Source organism: Coleofasciculus sp. A1-SPW-01, from assembly GCF_040217205.1.
Classification (GTDB): Bacteria; Cyanobacteriota; Cyanobacteriia; order Cyanobacteriales; family Coleofasciculaceae; genus Coleofasciculus; species Coleofasciculus chthonoplastes_A.
The window spans coordinates 1-18621 of sequence record NZ_JAVJNP010000186.1 but is presented as its reverse complement, the minus strand read 5'-3'; the positions used below and the strand labels follow the sequence as shown (position 1 = coordinate 18621).

Sequence of the window (18621 nt, the reverse complement as noted above, 5' to 3'; positions counted from 1 at the left end):
CCTAACCAAATCAAGCGGGACTGTTTTCAATTTGCATTCCACCCCTTGAACTGTCACATCAGCTAATCCTCGATAAAGGAAAGTAGGTTATAAAATTAGCTTATTGTCCCATCATCCGTCAAAAGTCAGTCGCTCAAGTTAGGATCACTCACCGCTTCAATCACCCCTTCTGCTTGCAAAGCGATCGCTCTTAATTTCTCCAGTATCTCAGGTTGAGCCGATTGCCACAGCGATCGCTGATGCGCCTCCAGTAACCGTTCTGCCATATCCCGCATCACCCAGGGATTCTTTTGCTGGATAAACTCTTGTACCTTTTCATCCAACAAATAAGCCTCCGTCACCCCTTGATACATATAATCTGCCACACAATTGGCTGTCGCATCATAAGCAAACAAATAATCCACCGTCGCCGCCATTTCAAACGCCCCTTTATATCCGTGGCGCATTACCCCTGCAATCCATTTGGGATTCACCACACGAGAACGATAAACGCGGGCAATTTCCTCCTGTAGCCGTCGCACTCTGGGATTTTCGGGAATCGAATTATCACCAAAATAGGTTTGCGGATTCTTACCTGTCAGCGCCCGCACCGAAGCGGTTAATCCCCCTTGAAACTGGTAATAATCATCAGAATCGAGTAGATCATGTTCTCGATTATCCTGATTATGTAGCACGACTTGCAATTGTTTCAGCCGTTGTTCAAAGGCTTCTGGTGCTGCAATTCCCTCCTGATTTGGAGAAGATGTACCACAGTAGGCATAACTACTCCAATTCATATACGCCCGCGCCAAATCCTGTTCATCACGCCAATTTTGCGCCTCAATCAATCCCTGTAACCCCGCGCCATAGGCTCCCGGTTTCGAGCCAAACACCCGATAGTGCGATCGCATCTGTGCCTCTTGTTCACTCAATCCCGCTTCACACCAGAACGCTGTCTCCTGTTTCACCTGCGCCGCCAAGGGATTATCCGCCGGGGCTTCATTCAAAGCGGCAACAGCGACCACAGCATTGTAAAATAAATCAATTAAATTGGGAAACGCATCGCGAAAAAAGCCCGATATCCGCAGCGTCACATCCACACGCGGACGCCCTAACACCGACAGGGGCAGAATTTCAAAATCCACCACCCGACGTGACGGGCGATCCCAAATCGGTTGCACACCCAACAACGCCAGCGCTTGTGCCAGATCATCGCCTCCAGTTCTCATGGCTGACGTTCCCCATACAGATAATGCCAGTGTTTTTGGATACTCGCCATTATCCTGGGTATAGCGTTCAATCACCGCTTCCGCCGCCTTACGTCCCACATCCCACGCCGTTTCGGTAGGAATCGCACGGATATCAACGGAGTAAAAATTGCGACCTGTGGGTAATACCTCCGGGCGTCCTCTCGTTGGCGCACCCGCCGCCCCACTCTCGACATAGCGCCCGTCTAATCCCTGCAATAAATGAGTGATTTCTTGGCAGGTTTGGGTTAAGGCGGGTAAAAGGCGATCGCGAATCCAGTCTAATTCCTGTTGCGTTTGTTGTCCGATTCGGGAATTAAATGTAGAGACGTGCCATGGCGCGTCTGTAGGGGCGGGTTTAGGAACAGTCTTGTCGCTATTGAGAGTAACCTTTGTACAAAACCCGCCCTGACTAAGTGTTGACTTTCCTTCTGCCTTTGATATCAGGGATTCCACCCATTGAGACGCTTGGGCTTCCAATTGCGCGATCGCTTGTCTCTTACTGTCACCTTCTGGAGTCAGTGGATCAAAGTCCCATCCCCAATCTTGCGCGATCGCACGAGTTAACCCCAAGCGCCCCCTTCCCGGATGACGGGCAATTGCCACAGTTAAGTCTCGCAATAGTCGTCCCTGGGGACACTGTCCCAAAATATGCAACCCATCTCGAATTTGAGCTTCTTTTAATTCACACAGGTAGCTATCGATTTGAGTTAAAAGATTCGCTTTTCCTGCTTCCCCTAGAAGGGCGGGTTTAGTCAAGCTATCCGACATCGACATAATGTTATCGGTAAAACCCGCCCCTACCGTTTCTGTGTTCAAGACGCGCCATGGCACGTCTCTACAGGTTTCCCCATCCTCAAATCCCAAATCGTGGTGCAGGTTTTCTTGGATAATCAATTGAGTAATGCGATCGCGGATAGTCGGTAAGCGAGAGGGATCTAAGCTTTGCGCTTCGTAATATTCATCCACTAACCCTTCTAGCTGTTGCAAAGAACCATAGAGTTCAGCGCGAGTCATCGGTGGCGTCAGATGGTCAATAATCACAGCCTGCGATCGCCGTTTGGCTTGCGAGCCTTCCCCCGGATCATTGACAATGAAGGGGTATAAATGGGGCATTGTCCCTAAAGCGACTTCGGGATAACAGGTTTCAGAGAGTGCCAAACTTTTTCCCGGTAACCATTCCAAATTTCCATGTTTTCCCACATGTACCATCGCCTGCGCCCCAAATTTTTGTCGCAGCCAATAATAAAAGGCTAAATAAGTGGGTGTTGGTTCTAAATCCGGCGCGTGATAATTTAAACTTGGGTCACTATCATAACCCCGCGACGGTTGAATCCCAACAAAAATATTACCCAGTTGGATTCCCGGAATGGGAATTGTTGAGTGTTGAATGTTGAATGTTGAATGTGTATGGGCGGGTTTAGGAACTTCCTTGTCGCTATTAATAGTAACATTTGTGCAGAACCTGCCCTGACTGAATATTGATCCTTCACTTTCTTTATGCCAACGGTTACAGATGCCTTGCTGTACTGCTAAAGGTAACGTATCAAAATAATCTTGATAATCTTGCCTAGATAACCCCTGTTGAACCGGACGTAATTCCCATCCTTCGGGATCATTTGTTACCCCCGTGGTTAAGCGTTGAATGAGTTCATCCCCTGTTTCTGGACAATCCTCTACCTGATACCCCGCCGCTTGCAACGCCTTGAGAAGTTCCACACAGCTTGCAGGTGTATCAAGCCCCACACCATTGGCGAGGCGTCCATCTCGGTTAGGATAATTAGCTAAGATTAGGGCAATACGCCGTTCTGCTGGCGGGGTTTGGCGTAATTTTACCCAATTCGCGGCTAACTGAGTGACAAAATTAATGCGATCGCGTACCGATTCATACACCACCACATCCGTTTCCAGCAGAGGGTTCCAGGTTTGCACCGCCTTGAATGAAACCGCACGAGTAATAATGCGTCCATCCACTTCTGGCAAGGCAACATTCATTGCTGTATCTCTTGGGGTTAATCCCTGAAACTGTTCCTGCCATTGTTCTTTTGTACCACCACTAAAAATGACTTGCAGTACAGGTACATCCAAATGTTGCCATAACTCCAACCCAGGTTTTTCATGATCTGTTAATTTAGCAACTGAGAAACTTGTCGTATTCAGTAAAACCTCAATTTCCGCATCATCTTTGGGTTGGAAATAGGATAATACTTCCGCCTGTACCTCCGGATCACGTAACGACGAGACAAATACTGGCACAGGATGCAACTGTTGTTCAACTAACCCTTGACAAAGTGCATCAATGGGTGATGTATTTCCCGCTAAATAATGAGCGCGATAAAACAGAATCCCCACGTTAGAGTTTGTAGTAAGCGCTTCATTCGTTCCGTCTCCCCATCCATAAATCCCCACACGCGGTACAGGTTTAGGAGGTAGAGGCTCATAGCTTCCTCCTAAGCACAAATCAGCAACAAATTTCAGGGCGTTGGTACAATTCTCCACACCCCCTTCAATAAAATAACGCCATAGCTGGTGAACAGCAGTTAAGGAAATGGTAGAATGACTAACTAAATTGGGATCGGGACGATCATCTCCTGGCAATAGGATTAAGTTTGCCCCTGTTTGTTCTACAGTTGTCTGCACCACTTCCAATCCATAAGACCAGTAGGCAGATCCACCCAAAAGCCGAATAATAATAACGTCTGCCTGATTTAACACCTGTTCGGTGTAGGTGTCAATCGTTAATTCCTGCTGCAATTGGAGGAGGTTAACGGCTCGAATCGCCGGGAAATCTGGGGGTAAATGAGCCATTGACGCCGCCAATGTTTGAATATCGGTGTCGGCGGCTGTGATCACAATGATCGGAGCAGGTGTTTGTTCAATAAAAATGACCCCTTCAGCTTGTGGGTTCCATCCTCCCGGTGTCGCAGCAATCCGATGCATAGTCTTTTTAAAGGTACTGTGATATTTTAGGCGTATTCATCTAGCTTGAGAGTGTATTGTATGACATTACCTAACGTTTTAGTTATCGGTGCGGCGAAATCGGGAACGACAACAGTTTATCAATATCTCAAACAACATCCTCAAGTTTATATGAGTCCTCGGAAAGAGCCACACTTTTTCTCGAAAAATGGGACAAAGGACTATCCTATCCCTACTTTAGAGGATTATCAAGCTTTGTTTCAAGGAGCCTCTGATGAAATAGCCATTGGTGAAGCCTCGACGAGCTATCTGACTCATACTAAGGCTGCTGAACGTATACAATGCCACATTCCCAACGCTAAGCTAATTGCCATCTTGCGTGATCCAGCTTATAGAACTTATTCCTTGTATATTATGCTATTAATGCTTGGTAAGAGAAAGTTGTCCAGTTATACGCATCAGGAAATACTTAATAATTTTCATAGCATTGTTAAAAAACGATCGGGTTTGATAAGAGGAGGATTTTACTATAGCCATTTACAACGATACTACAGTCTATTTTCCGAAAACCAGATAAAGTTAGGTTTGTTCCAAGATTTAAAGAATAATCCAGATGTTTTAATGGAAGACCTGTTTAAGTTTCTAGAAATTGATTCAACGTTTACCATTAATAAGTCGTTTGGTTCTGCGAATAAAGGAGGTATACCTAGAAATAAAAAGATAGATACGTTCATAAATAAAGTCAAGCCAATGTACCATATTTTATCCCAAATTATTTCTCAACGATGGTCAAATAAGATTTACAAGATCTACGTAGATCTACGAAACAAAAACTTAGAGCAACCGCCGAAACTGCCTCATGAAATACGTCAGCAGCTAATTGAGGTGTACCGAGAAGACATCTTGAAGCTACAAGATTTACTCCAAAGGGATCTTTCGATCTGGCTCCAGTAGGTAAGCGATCGCAAAGAGATGTAAACATGATACCTGCCGACAAACGCTTATACTCTTTACAAAATGATACCATGATGGATAGAGCATAAAAGGCTAGAAATTTTAATAAAGATGTTATAAATAAATCGCTATATCTTGGATAGCATCGAATAGAGGCTCCGCTTACACCGAATCAGGGGTGAAGCATTGTCACTTGCTTAAACTAGACCAAACTCATGGCGATATTGGGAAATCCAAGATTTAGCCGAACCTTGCCATTGGCAATGTTCGAGCGGCTGCAAGAGTTATTGCAGCAGATGCAGGGAAAAATTGGTAGGGAAGCTGTACTCTTGCGATCGCAGGACTTGCCCATTGTATCTGTGGGTCTAGATCAACAGGTGCAACGATTTACGCTGCTGGTATCTCCAGGGTTCCGCGCCTTGCTAATCGCGACTCCGATTGAGTCACAGGGGGAAGCGGAAGCAAATTCCCATTCCAGTCTATATCAAGTTGGGTTAACCTTTGAATCAGACGCGATCGCAGGTTTTCTCGACGGGTTCACTCAACGGTTCACCCGCCAACCTCAGATTCTGCATGTCTTCAAGCTTGTCCAAACCTATCCACAAGCGAACCAAGCAGCCATCCAGAGTGAATTTACCCTGTTGTTGATGGACATACTCACCGCTAATCCCATCAGCAACGAATCTATCCATCCTTACTGTGAGGTGGGTCAACCCATTGAAGCAGCGCTACGCCAACAGGTTGAGCAGGAACGGCTGGTTCACCAGGTTACCACTCACATCCGTCAAAGTCTAGAATTACCCGTTATCCTCTCCACGGCTGTCGATGAGGTGCGCCATTTTTTGAACGTTGATCGATTATTAATCTATCAATTTGACGGCGATTTGGTTAACCTGAGGAGTGAAGGCGATAAAATTGAGGTTGACAATTCCACAGATGTCACTGATGAATTCGAGAACGCCCAGTTTTTAACTTCATCACCTCTCTCACAACAGGATGAGGGGTGTGTTACTTATGAAGCCCGCCGTTCTAATGAAATTCGTTCAGTTCTCAATTGGCGAGAGGAAAAGGACTGCGCTCTCTATGTTTCCAACTGTCGCAGCAAATATCACCAAGGATTTACTGGGGTGATTGATGATATTGAAGTCGCCTACAGCGATTCTCCCTGTTTACTCCAACTGCTGCGACAAACCCAAGTCAAAGCTAAGTTAGTCGCACCGATTATTGTTCAAAATCGCCTCTGGGGATTACTAATTGCCCACCAATGTTTTGCACCCCGACACTGGCAAGAAAGTGAAAAACTGTTTCTCAAGCAAATTGCCGAACACCTGGCAGTTGCCATTTACCAGGCTCAATTGTATGCCCAACTGCACCAGCAAAAAAGTAGCCTCGAACAGCGAGTGATTGAGCGCACCCAGGAACTTCGAGATGCACTGCAAGCGACACAAGCCGCGAACCATGCCAAAAGTGAATTTCTGGCGGCGATGAGTCATGAGTTGCGGACACCCCTGACTTGTGTGATTGGACTATCAGCAACATTATTGCGTTGGTCATTGGGGGAGGGAGGTAGCAAAACTGTATCCATTGAGAAACAACGGCGTTATTTACAAACCATCCAAGAGAATGGGGAACACTTACTGGCACTAATTAACGATATTCTTGATTTTTCCCAATTAGAGGCGGGAAAAGCTGTTTTAAATATCAACGAATTTTCCCTGCGGTATCTTGCCCAGCAAACCTTACGATCCCTAAAAGAAAAAGCCAGCAGTGGTCAAGTCGAATTAATCCTCGATTGGCAAGTCCCTACCCCCAAGGATCGCTTTCAGGCTGATCCACGCCGACTCCGGCAAATTCTGTTTAACTTATTGGGAAATGCGATAAAATTTACCCCGGCTGGTGGTCAGGTCACCTTAAGGGGGTGGCGAGAACAGAATCGAGCAGTGTTTCAAATCGAAGACACGGGGATTGGCATTCCCCAAGAACAAATTCCCCTAATGTTTCAAAAGTTTCAGCAGTTAGAGAAAACTTATCAGCGTACCTACGAAGGTACAGGTTTAGGGCTAGCCCTGACTCAACAATTGGTCGAACTCCATGGCGGTACAATTGAAGTTGAATCCACTGTGGGAAAAGGGTCTATCTTTACCGTTTGCGTGCCGATCCAATCCGTTGTTCCAGGAGGAACCAAATCACCCGCCTCCTCGGAAAAGGGATCTTCGATACCAGGGAGTATCGTTTTAATCGAAAATAACGAAGCTAGTGCGACAGCCATCTGTGAAATTCTCACGGCGGCGGGTTATCATCTAGTTTGGCTAATCGAAAGTTCAACGGCTGTGAGGCAAATTGAACTGCTGCAACCCCATGCCGTGATTCTGGATTGGCAGTTATCGGCAATGGACGGATATGAGATCAGCTATTATCTCCACCATAAAACGACAACAGCACACATTAAAGTATTGGCTTTGCTCACATCCTCACTCTCAGCCGATGAACAGCACGATCTCACCGCCCTCGTTGACGATTACTTACCCAAACCCATAGAACCTGCCCAACTTCTGCACAAAGTTGCCACATTGATGGCAATATGAAGTGGTCTTATGTCCTTGGTCTTATGTCCTTGGTCATTTATACTTGGTTGTTGACTTAATCAATAAGGAGTGTAAGCATGAGCGAATTTCTAGATTTCCTCAAACACAAGTATGCGTATGTCGCGATCGGAGAATTTAAGCCCGGTAAATTTGAAGAAGCTCAACAGCTTTATGAAGAAGCCATCTCGACCTACACTCACGGATTCCAAGGGGCATACATGCTGCGAGAACCGGGAACGGATAAAGGGATTGCCGTTATCTTTTGGGATCATATCGAAGATATGGAGGACAATCAAAATGAGGCTTACCAACAGATTTTGGAGAAGATGTCTCATTTATTTGTCAAGCCCCCCACGACAACTTTTTATGAAGTGTCTAGTCAAATACCCCCTTCTGTGGAAAAAGCAGAAGAATAATTATGCTGCAACGAATCATTCTCAACGGCTTCAAGTCCATTAAAACGATGGATCTGGAGTTGCGCCCCTTAAATGTCTTGATTGGAGCCAACGGAGCAGGTAAAAGCAACCTGGTTTCGTTTTTTAAGCTGCTCAATGAGATGATGGCAGGACGACTTCAACAGTACATCGCCACATCGGGACGCGCTCAATCTCTGTTGCACTTTGGACCCAAGATAACACCGCAAATAGAGTTTGAGGTTGATAATGGAATGGATACCTATACCCTGCGTTTATTCCATGCCGCAGGGGATACGTTTTTTTTGCTGAAGAAACCTATCAGCGTATTGTCAAAACAATCCGTTTAATCGGCGATATTTGGTAAGGCTTCGTATCATACCCAAATTCTCATCAGCACCCAATCTAGTTCTTTTTTGGATAACTTTGAGCCTGAAGATGTCATTGTAGTAAATCGACAGGGTAAAGAGTCGCACTTTAAACGGCTCGATTCCCCAGCATTATAGGACACATCATTATTTATGTAGAGACGTTGCATTATAGTCTCTACAATGGTGCCGAAAGTCCTAATCGATGTGTCTACTGCTATAATTTAAAAAGTCCAGTTATTTAAAAACAGATTCAATGACATTGCAAAAATTGCAAAACCAAGCCTTACAATTACCTATCAGCGATCGCTGGCGTTTAGTTCAGTCTCTGTTGGCTTCAATTCAAAAAGAAATGCTATCACTCATGTCTCCTAGCTTAAGTGCAACATCAATGACGGATCTTGATCCTTGGACTCAACGTTTACTGGGTGTTGTTCAGCTAAGTCCAGAGGATGCCAAAGAGTCCTATATTGATTATCTGGAGACAAAATACCAGTGAAACGGGTATTATTTGATAGTGATGTCAGATGCGGTAACAAGTGAAGCTGCACTTGCCGCCGGTTTGGACATTATCCTGACACGCAATATAGCTGATTTTGTGGCATCGCCAGTTCCCGTAATGTTACCTGAAGAATTTGTGGTAACCCTATCAGAATAAACGTGATGTATTTTGGAGAGGGTGATCGCCTCATTTTATTTGAGCTAGTACAATAAGGCAGAACTCTACAGAGGACAAATGACGTAGCTTGCTCCTCGCGAAGCGAGTATGACAAATGACGAATGACCACATCACTCATTCATATTGCGGTAAGTTGCCACCGCTGACGGTGAAATCCGGTTCAGATAACGGAAGATCCAATATTTAATTACCGAATCCAGAATAACCGGAAACGTAGCAATAAACAAAAAGATAAAATCATGATTTTCGGGAATCCCGAAATGTCGCGAAATTGCCGCCAGAATCACTTCCCAACCGTGGGGAGAGTGGAATCCAACAAACATATCGGTAAACAAAATAATGATAAAGGCTTTGGCGCTATCACTGAGTCCGTATACAATATCATCAATAAACGATTTTAAAACCACAAAATCCGCTTTGCTAGTAACAATCACTCCAGCAAAAAAAGCGAGAGAAATTAAGTCGGAAAAAATATTCTTAATTGCATCAGAACTGCGATACTGATAATCTTCAGCTAGCTCTGTGGCTTTTTCTCTCAGCCGTTCTTCCATTTCTTCCGAGGATAACTTTGGTGCCATTCCCAATAAGCTTTTAAAGTGCAGTTCCTCTTCAAACCGCTGGAGTTCGGTGAAGGCTTCTTCCTTCATGTCAATATTTAAAAAAATACCCGGCTCATTTTCTGAGCGAAACGAGTCAACAATGGGTCCAACTACAAAGGTTTTAGCCACCTGATGGGCTAAAATGGGAACAATAATCAGCGTAAGAATAAACTTGATCGAAATTAAGGTTTTGTCGCGAGACGTGCGAAACTTCTTGACAACTTCCTCTTCGGCTTTAGGATCAAGTTCTCGCTGTAGTCGGTTGACGGTTCGCAGAATTGACCGAGGTACAACCCCGGTTTTATCCGATACTGTTTCTAATGCATCATTTTGGGGATTCACGCTAGCCTGCTTCAACTGGGCTAAGGTTTTGGCATTGGCTGTCGTTCTGGGATTACCGTTGGCTTGAGTCACTTGATTGGCAGATAGCGGGATCAAGGAAACGGAGGATGGCTCAGGTTCTGAATATCGTTTTAATATTTCATCAATAAAGTTGAGTTTTTCGATGATAATCGCTTGCTTTTCGGTTAATTCGATGGGATCATAGCGGGCTAAATTATCTCTGGAACCGAGCAAGCCATTCGTTGTTTTTGGCTCAGAAATCCGGAAAACTGACCGACTGGTTCTAAATTCCCGTAAGCGAACTCGAATCGTATTTAAGTATTTCTTTAAGTCAGCCTCAAAATAGGAAATAACACTATCACTATGTTGACCGGAGCGAGCCGAAATTTTCTGCCCATTGAAATGCTCATCTTCAATGGATTTAATCGTTAACGCGGCTTTGTAAGCTTGATCTAAGGCTCTTTCGGGGGTATCCGCGAACCATTGGTTAGCCAGACGTAAAATAGAGGGTAGCTTCATCGAAACGGCTAATATCTCAATAAAAAATAGTCCGGAGCGTTCCTGGCTCTCAATCGCCAGAATTAATATAGTTTACTTTACGTGGTATGTTAACAGATATTAAGTCTAAGTAGGTTGGTGGCAATAAATCCACCTAGATTAAGTTCTGTAAATAAAGCTCAAACCCTTACATAAACGTAGCTTGCTTCTCAAGGGAGCGAGTATGACGAATGACGAATGACAAATGACGAATGATGAATTCGATTTGGATTAATGGTGGTACTCGCACGGGCAAAACAACTCGGCTGGTGACTCTGTTTCGCCAATGGGTAGAAGCGGGATGGGGTCGATCGCGTCCATTATCCTCTCCCATTGTCCACAAAAAGCGGCGCGATCGCTATCAGACGCCAGCCCTGTTAATTTTGGCAGCCAATGCGGATAATCGTCGGGAGTTGACGGATCGCCTCACGACGACGTTACAGGGGCGTTATCCAGTGCGTTGTCAGACGCCCTTGGGCTTCTTTCAGGACGAAGTGATTCTATTTTGGCCCCTTTTAATCCAACGGTTAAATCTCAGGGCGCAATTTCCCCTGCGCCTGCGCCCCGAAACCGAACAGGATTTAGCCATGCAGTTATGGCGTCCCCAACTCGAATCTGGATTAATTCCGATACCGGGAACTAATGAGTCAGTTCGGGTGCGGCGTCTGTTAGATTTGTTACAGTTAGCCGCCCTGAGTGGGACACCGATTGAAGAGATTCCCAGGATGCTAGAACAGGGAGTGGTGGAACTAGAAGCCACCCCGGATCAATGGGAATTAATTGGTAAACTGCTGTTGGATTGGCGGGGGTGGTGTCTGGATAAGGGACTGTTAACCTACAGTCTGGTGGGTGAACTCTATTGGCGGGAAATGTTACCCGATGCTACCTATCAACAGTATTTAACCCAGCGTTATCGGGCGATACTGGCAGATGATGTGGATGAGTATCCCGCGATCGCACGGGATTTGTTTGATCTACTCTTAGATCAGGGTATCGTGGGGGCGTTTACCTATAATCCCCAGGGTCAAGTGCGCTTAGGTTTAAATGCTGATCCGGATTATTTGTCGGGATTAGCCTCTCGGTGTCAAGTGGAATCCTTACCGTCACAGCCGAATGATTCCTTAGCTGATGCGTTATCGCCAATGGCGGTAGACCTGCTCAACGACCCCATGATATTGTCAGACTTGCCGGAATTTTTGCGATCGCTACAAACCACATCTCGCGCCCAGTTATTGCGCCGCACCGCTGAGGTAATTATAGACGCCGTGAAGTCGGGACAAGTGGAACCGGGGGATATTGCCATCATTGCACCCGGATTAGACGCGATCGCCCGGTATACTTTGACCGATATTCTCTCCAAACAGGGGATTCCCATCGAACCGTTGAACGAACAGCGCCCCCTGATTAGTTCCCCCTTAATTCGAGCCTTATTAACCCTGCTAACCCTTGTCTATCCAGGGTTAGGGCGGTTAGTGGATCGAGAGGCGATCGCCGAAATGCTCGTGGTTCTGAGTCGTACACCCGAACCCGTGGCGACAACTGAAGCAGACTCTCCCATCCCCAGTCCCAATATTGACCCGGTGCGGGCGGGTTTACTCGCCGATTACTGCTACTCTCCTGATCCCGACTCCCCCCACTTATTACCCGTTGAAACCTTTGCCCGTTGGGATCGCTTAGGACATCGGGCGACAACGGCTTACACCCAGATTCAGCAATGGTTAGAGGTGCAACGAGAACAGCAGCAACATCGCCTAATTCCGTCCTGTGTGGTGATTCTTGATCGCGCTATTCAGAAATTCCTATGGAATGGCTCTAATCTACCTTACGATCAAATTTCCGCTTTGCGGGAACTCATGGAAACCGCCCAACATTATTGGGAAGTGGATGGACGATTGCGGAAACTCCCCGCCCATACGACTGATCAGGAAATAGCCAGAGGGGGAACACCGCCGCAGGCGACAATTTCCCAATTTATTCAGTTATTGCGTCGGGGAACCGTTACCGCCAATTCCTTTCCCGTGCGTCGCCTCCCCGCTACGGCTAATTCAGCCGTTACCCTAGCCACCATTTTCCAATATCGAGCCGCCCGTGGCTATCATCGTTGGCATTTTTGGTTAGATGCGGGATCTCATCTTTGGAGTCAGGGAGGTGCAGCGACGTTATTTGCAGCCCCCTTATTTCTCAAGGATTGGTTTGGACAGCCTTGGACAGAAGCCGATAAAATCCAAGCAGATGAGGAACGCCTACAGCGAATTTTACAGGATTTGTTAGGGCGAGTTCGCGATCGAGTGTATTTGTGCCATAGTGATTTAGCTGTCAATGGGACAGAACAAACGGGTCCGTTGTTAAACTTAGTTCATTCATCAATAGAGTTAACGGCTGAGTCAGTTGTGAGTTAGGGATCTGCGTAAAAGTAGAGTACCAGTGAGGAAAGCTGGATTCATGAACTCAGCCAAACGTCCTTGGTACATTATTAAGTCGCAAGTCCCTTATCGTTTCTAAGGAGTGAACAAAAGATTCGGGCTTTTTCGATCACATTAAGCTGTCATGCATTTAAATTGGGTATTAGTAGCGAGCAAGATGCAAAGCCTGCGGCATGGCTTCGCTAAACGCACTACAAGGCTTTCGCCATTATTGACATTAAGGTTTAAATACCGAACAGCTTAAATGATTTTCCCTAACAATAGTGCAGCGAGGAACCCCTACATTCCCTACATTCTAAAATGCACCTGACGGATGCAGCAAGCCCATGCGATCGCCTGTGTTTTAGGTCTACTTTTAATTGGGGGAGGATAACTATGATTTTTATTAATCCTAAAACCGACTTTGCCTTTAAAAAGATATTTGGTTCTGAACAAAACCCAGAAATCCTCATTAGTTTCCTGAATTCTCTCCTCTACGGCGGATATCCCCGCATCAGTGAGTTAGAAATTATTAATCCTTATCTCGCGCCGAAGATTCAGGGAATTAAAGATACGTTTCTGGATGTAAAAGCCAAACTCACTGATGAGACAACGGTTGGGACGAGAACAGGGGATTCAGGAGTCTAAAGTAGAAATAGCGAGGAAAATGATTGGGGTTTTAGATGAACAGACGATTAGTCAAATCACTGGCTTGAGTTTAGAAGAGGTGCGACGGTTGAGGTAGAAACTGTCATTAGTGAATGCGATCGCCTGTTAATTCCGACAAACGCCCCCAGGTTATCTATCCTTCATTTAATCAAATACAATGAAATAAGTTGTCGCTCCCTGAACGACTCATGCTAGAGTACAACCCATCCGATTGCTTACCCTGTGCAGAAGAACTACCCGATTCTGACGATACGCCAGTGGATAATGAACTTCAAGATTTGATTCCCTCATTACTTAAAGCTGTCCTAGCGCTGTTGTGGGAGAAGCGCTGGGATTGGTTCTTTGGAGTAGATATGGCGATATATTATCACGCCAAAGAATCGGCGATTGTACCCGATGGGTTTTTGAGTGTGGGAGTACAACGGTTTATTGATGAAGACTTGCGCCTGTCTTATGTGGTGTGGGAAGAGCAGGTTGTACCCATGTTGGTGCTGGAGGTAGTATCCCATAAGCGTCGCGGGGAATATAGCAGCAAGAAAAAAATTTATCGGGACATGGGGGTACTCTATTATGTGGTCTACAATCCCCTGCGACGTCGTAAAGCCCCATTGGAAGTGTATAAATTAGTGGATGGGGAGTATCAGTTACAGTTTGGCAATCCGGTGTGGTTAGCAGAAATCGGATTAGGGATAGGAAGAGAGCGGGGAACCTATCAGGGAATAAATCGAGAGTGGTTGTACTGGTACGATGAGCAAGGACGAAGAATCTTGACGCCAGAAGAGCAGATTGCTCATGAGCGACAAATTGCTCAACAGGAGCGACAACGGGCAAAATTGTTAGAGGAGAGACTGCGATCGCTCGGTGTTGATCCAGATTCTTTGGTGTAACACAGATGATACAGATTGAATCACATTCTGCTGTAGACTCACGATTAAATGACGCTTTCTTGACACAGAAAGAGGTTAAGAGCGATCGCACACCCTGGCTGGGCATTTCTAATCGGTTAAAGGAGCGAGGGCAATCACGAGGAGTTGAACCAGATCTTTTGTTACAACAAAGACGACAAGAAAGAAACAATAGCATGAACATTGACATGAGCGATCGCAATGACACAGACACTAGATAAATTTACAGACCAACGGTTTACCCACTTGGGAATCAACTGGCAACAATTTCGATTCATTCAAGAGGGATTCAAGAATTCCCCTGGAATACGACTGTTCTACTACAAGGGTGAGGTAGAAATTTTGGCAGTTTCACAAGACCACGAACTCTTCAGTCGGACAATTGCAGGGCTACTGTTTGACTACTTTGTGGAAAAAGGTATCGAATTTTACCCCACAGGTAGCTTTACTCAAGAAAAAGAAGGGGTCGCTTCAGCACAGGCTGACGAGTCCTATTATATTGGGAGTTTAAAGAAAACTCCCGACTTGTCGATTGAAGTGGTCTTTACCAGTGGTACTGTTTCCAAACTTAAACGCTATCAGGAGTTGGGAGTACCGGAAGTCTGGTTTTGGGAAGATGGTTTATTTACGTTGCATCATCTCAGAGTAGACGGTTACGAACGGATTTACGCTTCTGAGGTATTGCCAGACCTGGACATTGATTTGCTAACGCGATGCCTTTTGATGACTTCTAGGGTGGAGGCGGTTCGGGAATTCAGACGAGCAATTTCTCAAGGGCAGTAATAATTAGAAAGAATGACACAGATTGACACAGAAAGACGTTTTAAGCGATCGCACCCAAGACCCAATTGTTGCGATATTGGGTAGGATTGAGCTGATGACGGGGAAAATTAGGTTCCCAGTGAGTCTCAATTCGGTTATCTGTATCCGTTATAATTTTTCCAAATCGGGAGAGTCCATTATGCAAATCACAGCGATTAAACGCGGTCAAACGTTAGAATTTTCAGAACGTCTGGATATTCCTGAAGGTCAAGTCGTGAGAATTGAAATTATTGATACTCCAATCAATCAGGATAAAGGCAAGTTTGGTGACAAGTTAGAGGAATTTAGGCTCAGGTATAGTATCGCTGAACTAGATATTGATGTTGATGCTATTTTTGGCGATGTGCGCGATAAATCTCCTGGACGCGAGGTGAATTTGTGACGCTTCGATTTTTGCTAGATAGTAATATAATATCTGAACCGATGAAGCCAAAGCCTAATGCCAGGGTTATGGCAAATTTATCCCGTTATGCTGGAGAGATGTCAACAGCAACGATAGTCTGGCACGAACTGTTATTCGGTTTGAATCGATTGCCACCATCAAGAAGGCGTCAAGCGTTGGAACGGTATCTTCAGGAAGAAGTTAAAGCGAAATTACCGTTTTTACCTTACAACGAAACCGCCGCCGAATGGCACGCCCACGAGAGATCGCGTTTGGTTAAACTGGGCAAAACCCCCTCGTTTGCAGATAGTCAAATTGCGGCAATTGCTAAGGTGAATCAGTTAATTTTAGTGACTAATAATGTATCTGATTATGCTAATTTTGATGACTTGCCAATTGAAAATTGGTATTTATAAAGCCTGGTTAATTTTTTCCTGCTGACCTGCGATCGCCTGTTAATTCATGGTATACTTTTCACCGTGGGAAAGTATGCCTGCCTATAGACTCGATAGATAAGGTGGCAGACGAGGACACAGAAAGAGCGATCGCGCCGTTCGTAGTGAGCGCTTTAGCGCTTCCTATTGGTATCTCTAATAGCTTAGAGGAAAGATTGTCAGCGCTAGGCGTTGCTCTAGACTCTTTGTTGTAACACATAAAACACCGATTGAATTACACTCTGCCACCGATTCATGATTAAATGACACAGATTGACACAGAAAGAAGTTTCATCTCTGTCTCAATCGAATAGACATGTTAATTGTGTCCTCACACCTCCATCACCTTTGGCGTGAAAGAGCGTGGGGTTAACCTCTCATATCTCCCCCTACCGTTTCGATAAATCAAGTGAAATCAGTGTTTCGCCCTGTGCTACCTGAAAAATCCTATCGACATTCTTGGCATAAGTTGCCATCAAATGGCAATTTATGCCATAATTCCAGCAGCTACCTCAGAAAAACGCCCATGAAAAGTATCAATATTTCTCTACCTCATTCCATGCGCCTTTATATCGAAGAACAGGTGGCAAATGGCGGTTATAGCACAGTTAGTGAATATTTTCGTGAGTTGGTTCGCCAAGACCAAAAACGCAAAGCTCAAGAGCGTTTAGAGGCTTTACTATTAGAAGGGTTGAATTCGGGATTGGCTTCACCAATGACGGAGCAAGATTGGGAAGATATCCGACGAGTGGTGCGAGAAAGGGTGGCTCAACGGACAGGTTTAGAGGGAAATGGGTAAGGTTTATAAACGTCCGCAGGTTATCCGTGATTTAATCGAGTTGGCAACCTATATTTCCCAGGAAAATCTAGAGGCGGCGGAGCAGTTTCTCTTAGCAGCAGAAGAAACATTTAGGCAATTGGCTAAAATGCCGAGAATGGGTAAGATTAGGGATTGTGTCAATCCTGATTTAGTTGATATTCGCCAGCAAGCTGTTAAGGGCTTTAGAAAGTATCTGATCTTCTATCGTACTAGAGACACTGATATCGAAATTTTGCGGGTTCTTCACGGAGTGCGGGATATCGATACTATTTTAGATCAAGATTTGGGCGAGTAGGGACTGCGATCGCTTGGTGTTGATCCAGATTCTTTGTGATCACACATAAAACACCGATTGAATCACACTCTGCCGCTGACTCACGGTTAAATGACGCAGATTGACACAGAAAGATGTTTCAAGCGATCGCGCGTCCCGGCTAGGCATCTTTAATGGTTATCCGTGAAATCTGTGTGAATTGAATAAAATAAAATGAAATTAGTTGTTGCTCCCTGACCAACTCATGCTAGAGTACAACCCATTAGATTGCTTACCTTCTGCAGAAGATCTGCCTGATTCTGACGATACTCCAGTGGATAATGAACTGCAAGATTTAATTCCCTCATTGCTGAAAGCGGTTCTGGCGCTGTTGTGGGAGAATCGTTGGGATTGGTTTTTTGGGGTGGATATGGGAATTTATTATCACCCAGAAAAGCCAGCTATTGTACCCGATGGGTTTTTGAGTCTGGGGGTACAACGATTTATTGACGAAGACTTGCGGCTGTCTTATGTATTGTGGGAAGAACAGGTTGTACCTATGTTGGTACTTGAGGTAGTATCTAACAAGCGTCGCGGCGAATATAGCAGCAAGAAAACAATTTATCGGGATATGGGGGTACTCTACTATGTGGTGTACAATCCTCTGCGACGTCGTAAAGCCCCATTGGAAGTGTATAAGTTAGTGGATGGGGAGTATCAGTTACAGTTTGGTAATCCGGTGTGGTTATCGGAAATTGGATTAGGGATAGGAGCAGAAAGAGGTAGCTATCAGGGAATAAATCGAGAGTGGTTGTATTGGTACGATGAGCAAGAACAAAGGATATTAACGCCAGAAGAGCAGATTGCTCATGAGAGACAACGTACAACAGAAGCTGAACAACTGGCTCAAAGGGAGCGACAACGGGTAACAGAGGCTGAACAATTGGCTCAAAGGGAGCGACAACGGGCAAAATTGTTAGAAGAGAGACTGCGATCGCTAGGTGTTGATCCAGATTCTTTGTGATCACACAGATGACACCACTTTAATCACATTCTGCTGTAAACTCACGGTTAAATGACACAGAAAGACGTTTCAAGCGATCGCGAAGCGAGTAGAGCTTAGAGCAGATAGCCTGTTTTTTAGGTAAACGTTTAATTGGGGGAGGATAACTATGATTTTCATTAATCCAAAAACCGACTTTGCCTTTAAAAAAATATTTGGCTCTGAGCAAAACCCAGAAATCCTAATTAGCTTCTTAAATGCTCTGCTATACGGTGGACATCACACAATTACCGAGTTAGAAATTATTAA

The 18621-nt window shown here is 45.1% G+C and carries 16 protein-coding genes and 2 pseudogenes; 16 read left to right on the top strand and 2 right to left on the bottom strand.

What is annotated here, in order from left to right; translation table 11 throughout:
- Positions 1–125 precede the first annotated feature (125 nt).
- Entirely contained in the window at positions 126–4166 is a 4041-nt protein-coding gene (gene cobN / locus RH949_RS27415; RefSeq protein ID WP_446357608.1) for a cobaltochelatase subunit CobN, read from the bottom strand.
- Positions 4167–4226: 60 nt separating this feature from the next.
- Between cobN and RH949_RS27410 the strand changes: the two genes are divergently transcribed.
- The 6 genes and pseudogenes from RH949_RS27410 to RH949_RS27385 all read left to right on the top strand — a co-directional run bounded on the left by RH949_RS27410 (position 4227) and on the right by RH949_RS27385 (position 9123).
- Positions 4227–5099 carry a sulfotransferase domain-containing protein gene (locus RH949_RS27410; protein ID WP_446357606.1) on the top strand — a complete coding sequence of 291 codons (873 nt, stop codon included), beginning with the start codon at positions 4227–4229 and terminating at the stop codon, positions 5097–5099.
- A 215-nt stretch (positions 5100–5314) separates the two neighbouring features.
- The gene (locus tag RH949_RS27405) at positions 5315–7684 is read left to right on the top strand and encodes a hybrid sensor histidine kinase/response regulator (RefSeq protein ID WP_446357604.1); all 2370 of its coding nucleotides are present in this window, start codon (positions 5315–5317) and stop codon (positions 7682–7684) included.
- 77 nt (positions 7685–7761) lie between these two features.
- Positions 7762–8100 carry a hypothetical protein gene (locus RH949_RS27400; RefSeq protein WP_006099959.1) on the top strand — a complete coding sequence of 113 codons (339 nt, stop codon included), beginning with the start codon at positions 7762–7764 and terminating at the stop codon, positions 8098–8100.
- A 2-nt stretch (positions 8101–8102) separates the two neighbouring features.
- Positions 8103–8600 (top strand): annotated as a pseudogene (locus tag RH949_RS27395) (AAA family ATPase); the annotation flags it as partial.
- 121 nt (positions 8601–8721) lie between these two features.
- Positions 8722–8964 carry a hypothetical protein gene (locus RH949_RS27390; protein WP_006099909.1) on the top strand — a complete coding sequence of 81 codons (243 nt, stop codon included), beginning with the start codon at positions 8722–8724 and terminating at the stop codon, positions 8962–8964.
- A gap of 21 nt (positions 8965–8985) precedes the next feature.
- Positions 8986–9123: a hypothetical protein gene (locus RH949_RS27385; RefSeq protein ID WP_006099753.1), complete on the top strand. Its 138-nt coding sequence runs from the start codon at positions 8986–8988 to the stop codon at positions 9121–9123.
- A gap of 131 nt (positions 9124–9254) precedes the next feature.
- Here RH949_RS27385 and RH949_RS27380 read toward each other — a convergent pair whose 3' ends face one another.
- A complete protein-coding gene (locus RH949_RS27380) occupies positions 9255–10604 on the bottom strand; it encodes a proton extrusion protein PcxA (protein WP_006099852.1) in 1350 nt (449 codons plus the stop codon).
- Between the two features lie 230 nt (positions 10605–10834).
- Between RH949_RS27380 and RH949_RS27375 the strand changes: the two genes are divergently transcribed.
- The 10 genes and pseudogenes from RH949_RS27375 to RH949_RS27330 form a co-directional block, all read left to right on the top strand.
- Positions 10835–13021: a recombinase family protein gene (locus RH949_RS27375; protein WP_446357601.1), complete on the top strand. Its 2187-nt coding sequence runs from the start codon at positions 10835–10837 to the stop codon at positions 13019–13021.
- Between the two features lie 399 nt (positions 13022–13420).
- Positions 13421–13642: pseudogene (locus RH949_RS27370) on the top strand (PD-(D/E)XK nuclease family transposase); the annotation flags it as partial.
- Positions 13643–13881: 239 nt separating this feature from the next.
- The gene (locus RH949_RS27365) at positions 13882–14580 is read left to right on the top strand and encodes a Uma2 family endonuclease (RefSeq protein WP_446357599.1); all 699 of its coding nucleotides are present in this window, start codon (positions 13882–13884) and stop codon (positions 14578–14580) included.
- 219 nt (positions 14581–14799) lie between these two features.
- Positions 14800–15381 (top strand): Uma2 family endonuclease, encoded by a 582-nt coding sequence (locus tag RH949_RS27360; protein WP_446357597.1) that lies wholly within the window; start codon positions 14800–14802, stop codon positions 15379–15381.
- Positions 15382–15403: 22 nt separating this feature from the next.
- Positions 15404–15802: a hypothetical protein gene (locus tag RH949_RS27355; RefSeq protein WP_446357595.1), complete on the top strand. Its 399-nt coding sequence runs from the start codon at positions 15404–15406 to the stop codon at positions 15800–15802.
- Positions 15799–16218, top strand: coding sequence for a PIN domain-containing protein (locus tag RH949_RS27350; RefSeq protein ID WP_446357593.1), 420 nt, complete (start codon positions 15799–15801; stop codon positions 16216–16218). The genes RH949_RS27355 and RH949_RS27350 overlap by 4 nt, the downstream gene beginning before the upstream one ends.
- 544 nt (positions 16219–16762) lie before the next feature.
- Positions 16763–17035 (top strand): type II toxin-antitoxin system ParD family antitoxin, encoded by a 273-nt coding sequence (locus tag RH949_RS27345; RefSeq protein ID WP_006106662.1) that lies wholly within the window; start codon positions 16763–16765, stop codon positions 17033–17035.
- A complete protein-coding gene (locus RH949_RS27340; RefSeq protein WP_446357591.1) occupies positions 17028–17351 on the top strand; it encodes a type II toxin-antitoxin system RelE/ParE family toxin in 324 nt (107 codons plus the stop codon). Before RH949_RS27345 ends, RH949_RS27340 begins: the two co-directional genes overlap by 8 nt.
- 223 nt (positions 17352–17574) lie before the next feature.
- Positions 17575–18333, top strand: coding sequence for a Uma2 family endonuclease (locus RH949_RS27335; protein ID WP_446357589.1), 759 nt, complete (start codon positions 17575–17577; stop codon positions 18331–18333).
- A 148-nt stretch (positions 18334–18481) separates the two neighbouring features.
- A partial coding sequence (locus RH949_RS27330) for a PD-(D/E)XK nuclease family transposase (RefSeq protein WP_446357624.1) occupies positions 18482–18621 on the top strand: 140 nt, incomplete at its 3' end.

Bases quoted from the DNA above. Each gene is read 5' to 3' on its own strand.
- RH949_RS27340 (WP_446357591.1), top strand. From the start codon at position 17,028: ATGGGTAAGGTTTATAAACGTCCGCAGGTTATCCGTGATTTAATCGAG.
- RH949_RS27345 (WP_006106662.1), top strand. From the start codon at position 16,763: ATGAAAAGTATCAATATTTCTCTACCTCATTCCATGCGCCTTTATATC.
- RH949_RS27400 (WP_006099959.1), top strand. From the start codon at position 7,762: ATGAGCGAATTTCTAGATTTCCTCAAACACAAGTATGCGTATGTCGCG.
- RH949_RS27365 (WP_446357599.1), top strand. From the start codon at position 13,882: ATGCTAGAGTACAACCCATCCGATTGCTTACCCTGTGCAGAAGAACTA.
- RH949_RS27405 (WP_446357604.1), top strand. From the start codon at position 5,315: ATGGCGATATTGGGAAATCCAAGATTTAGCCGAACCTTGCCATTGGCA.
- RH949_RS27410 (WP_446357606.1), top strand. From the start codon at position 4,227: ATGACATTACCTAACGTTTTAGTTATCGGTGCGGCGAAATCGGGAACG.
- RH949_RS27380 (WP_006099852.1), bottom strand. From the start codon at position 10,604: ATGAAGCTACCCTCTATTTTACGTCTGGCTAACCAATGGTTCGCGGAT.
- RH949_RS27335 (WP_446357589.1), top strand. From the start codon at position 17,575: ATGCTAGAGTACAACCCATTAGATTGCTTACCTTCTGCAGAAGATCTG.
- cobN (WP_446357608.1), bottom strand. From the start codon at position 4,166: ATGCATCGGATTGCTGCGACACCGGGAGGATGGAACCCACAAGCTGAA.
- RH949_RS27375 (WP_446357601.1), top strand. From the start codon at position 10,835: ATGATGAATTCGATTTGGATTAATGGTGGTACTCGCACGGGCAAAACA.
- RH949_RS27390 (WP_006099909.1), top strand. From the start codon at position 8,722: ATGACATTGCAAAAATTGCAAAACCAAGCCTTACAATTACCTATCAGC.
- RH949_RS27385 (WP_006099753.1), top strand. From the start codon at position 8,986: ATGTCAGATGCGGTAACAAGTGAAGCTGCACTTGCCGCCGGTTTGGAC.
- RH949_RS27360 (WP_446357597.1), top strand. From the start codon at position 14,800: ATGACACAGACACTAGATAAATTTACAGACCAACGGTTTACCCACTTG.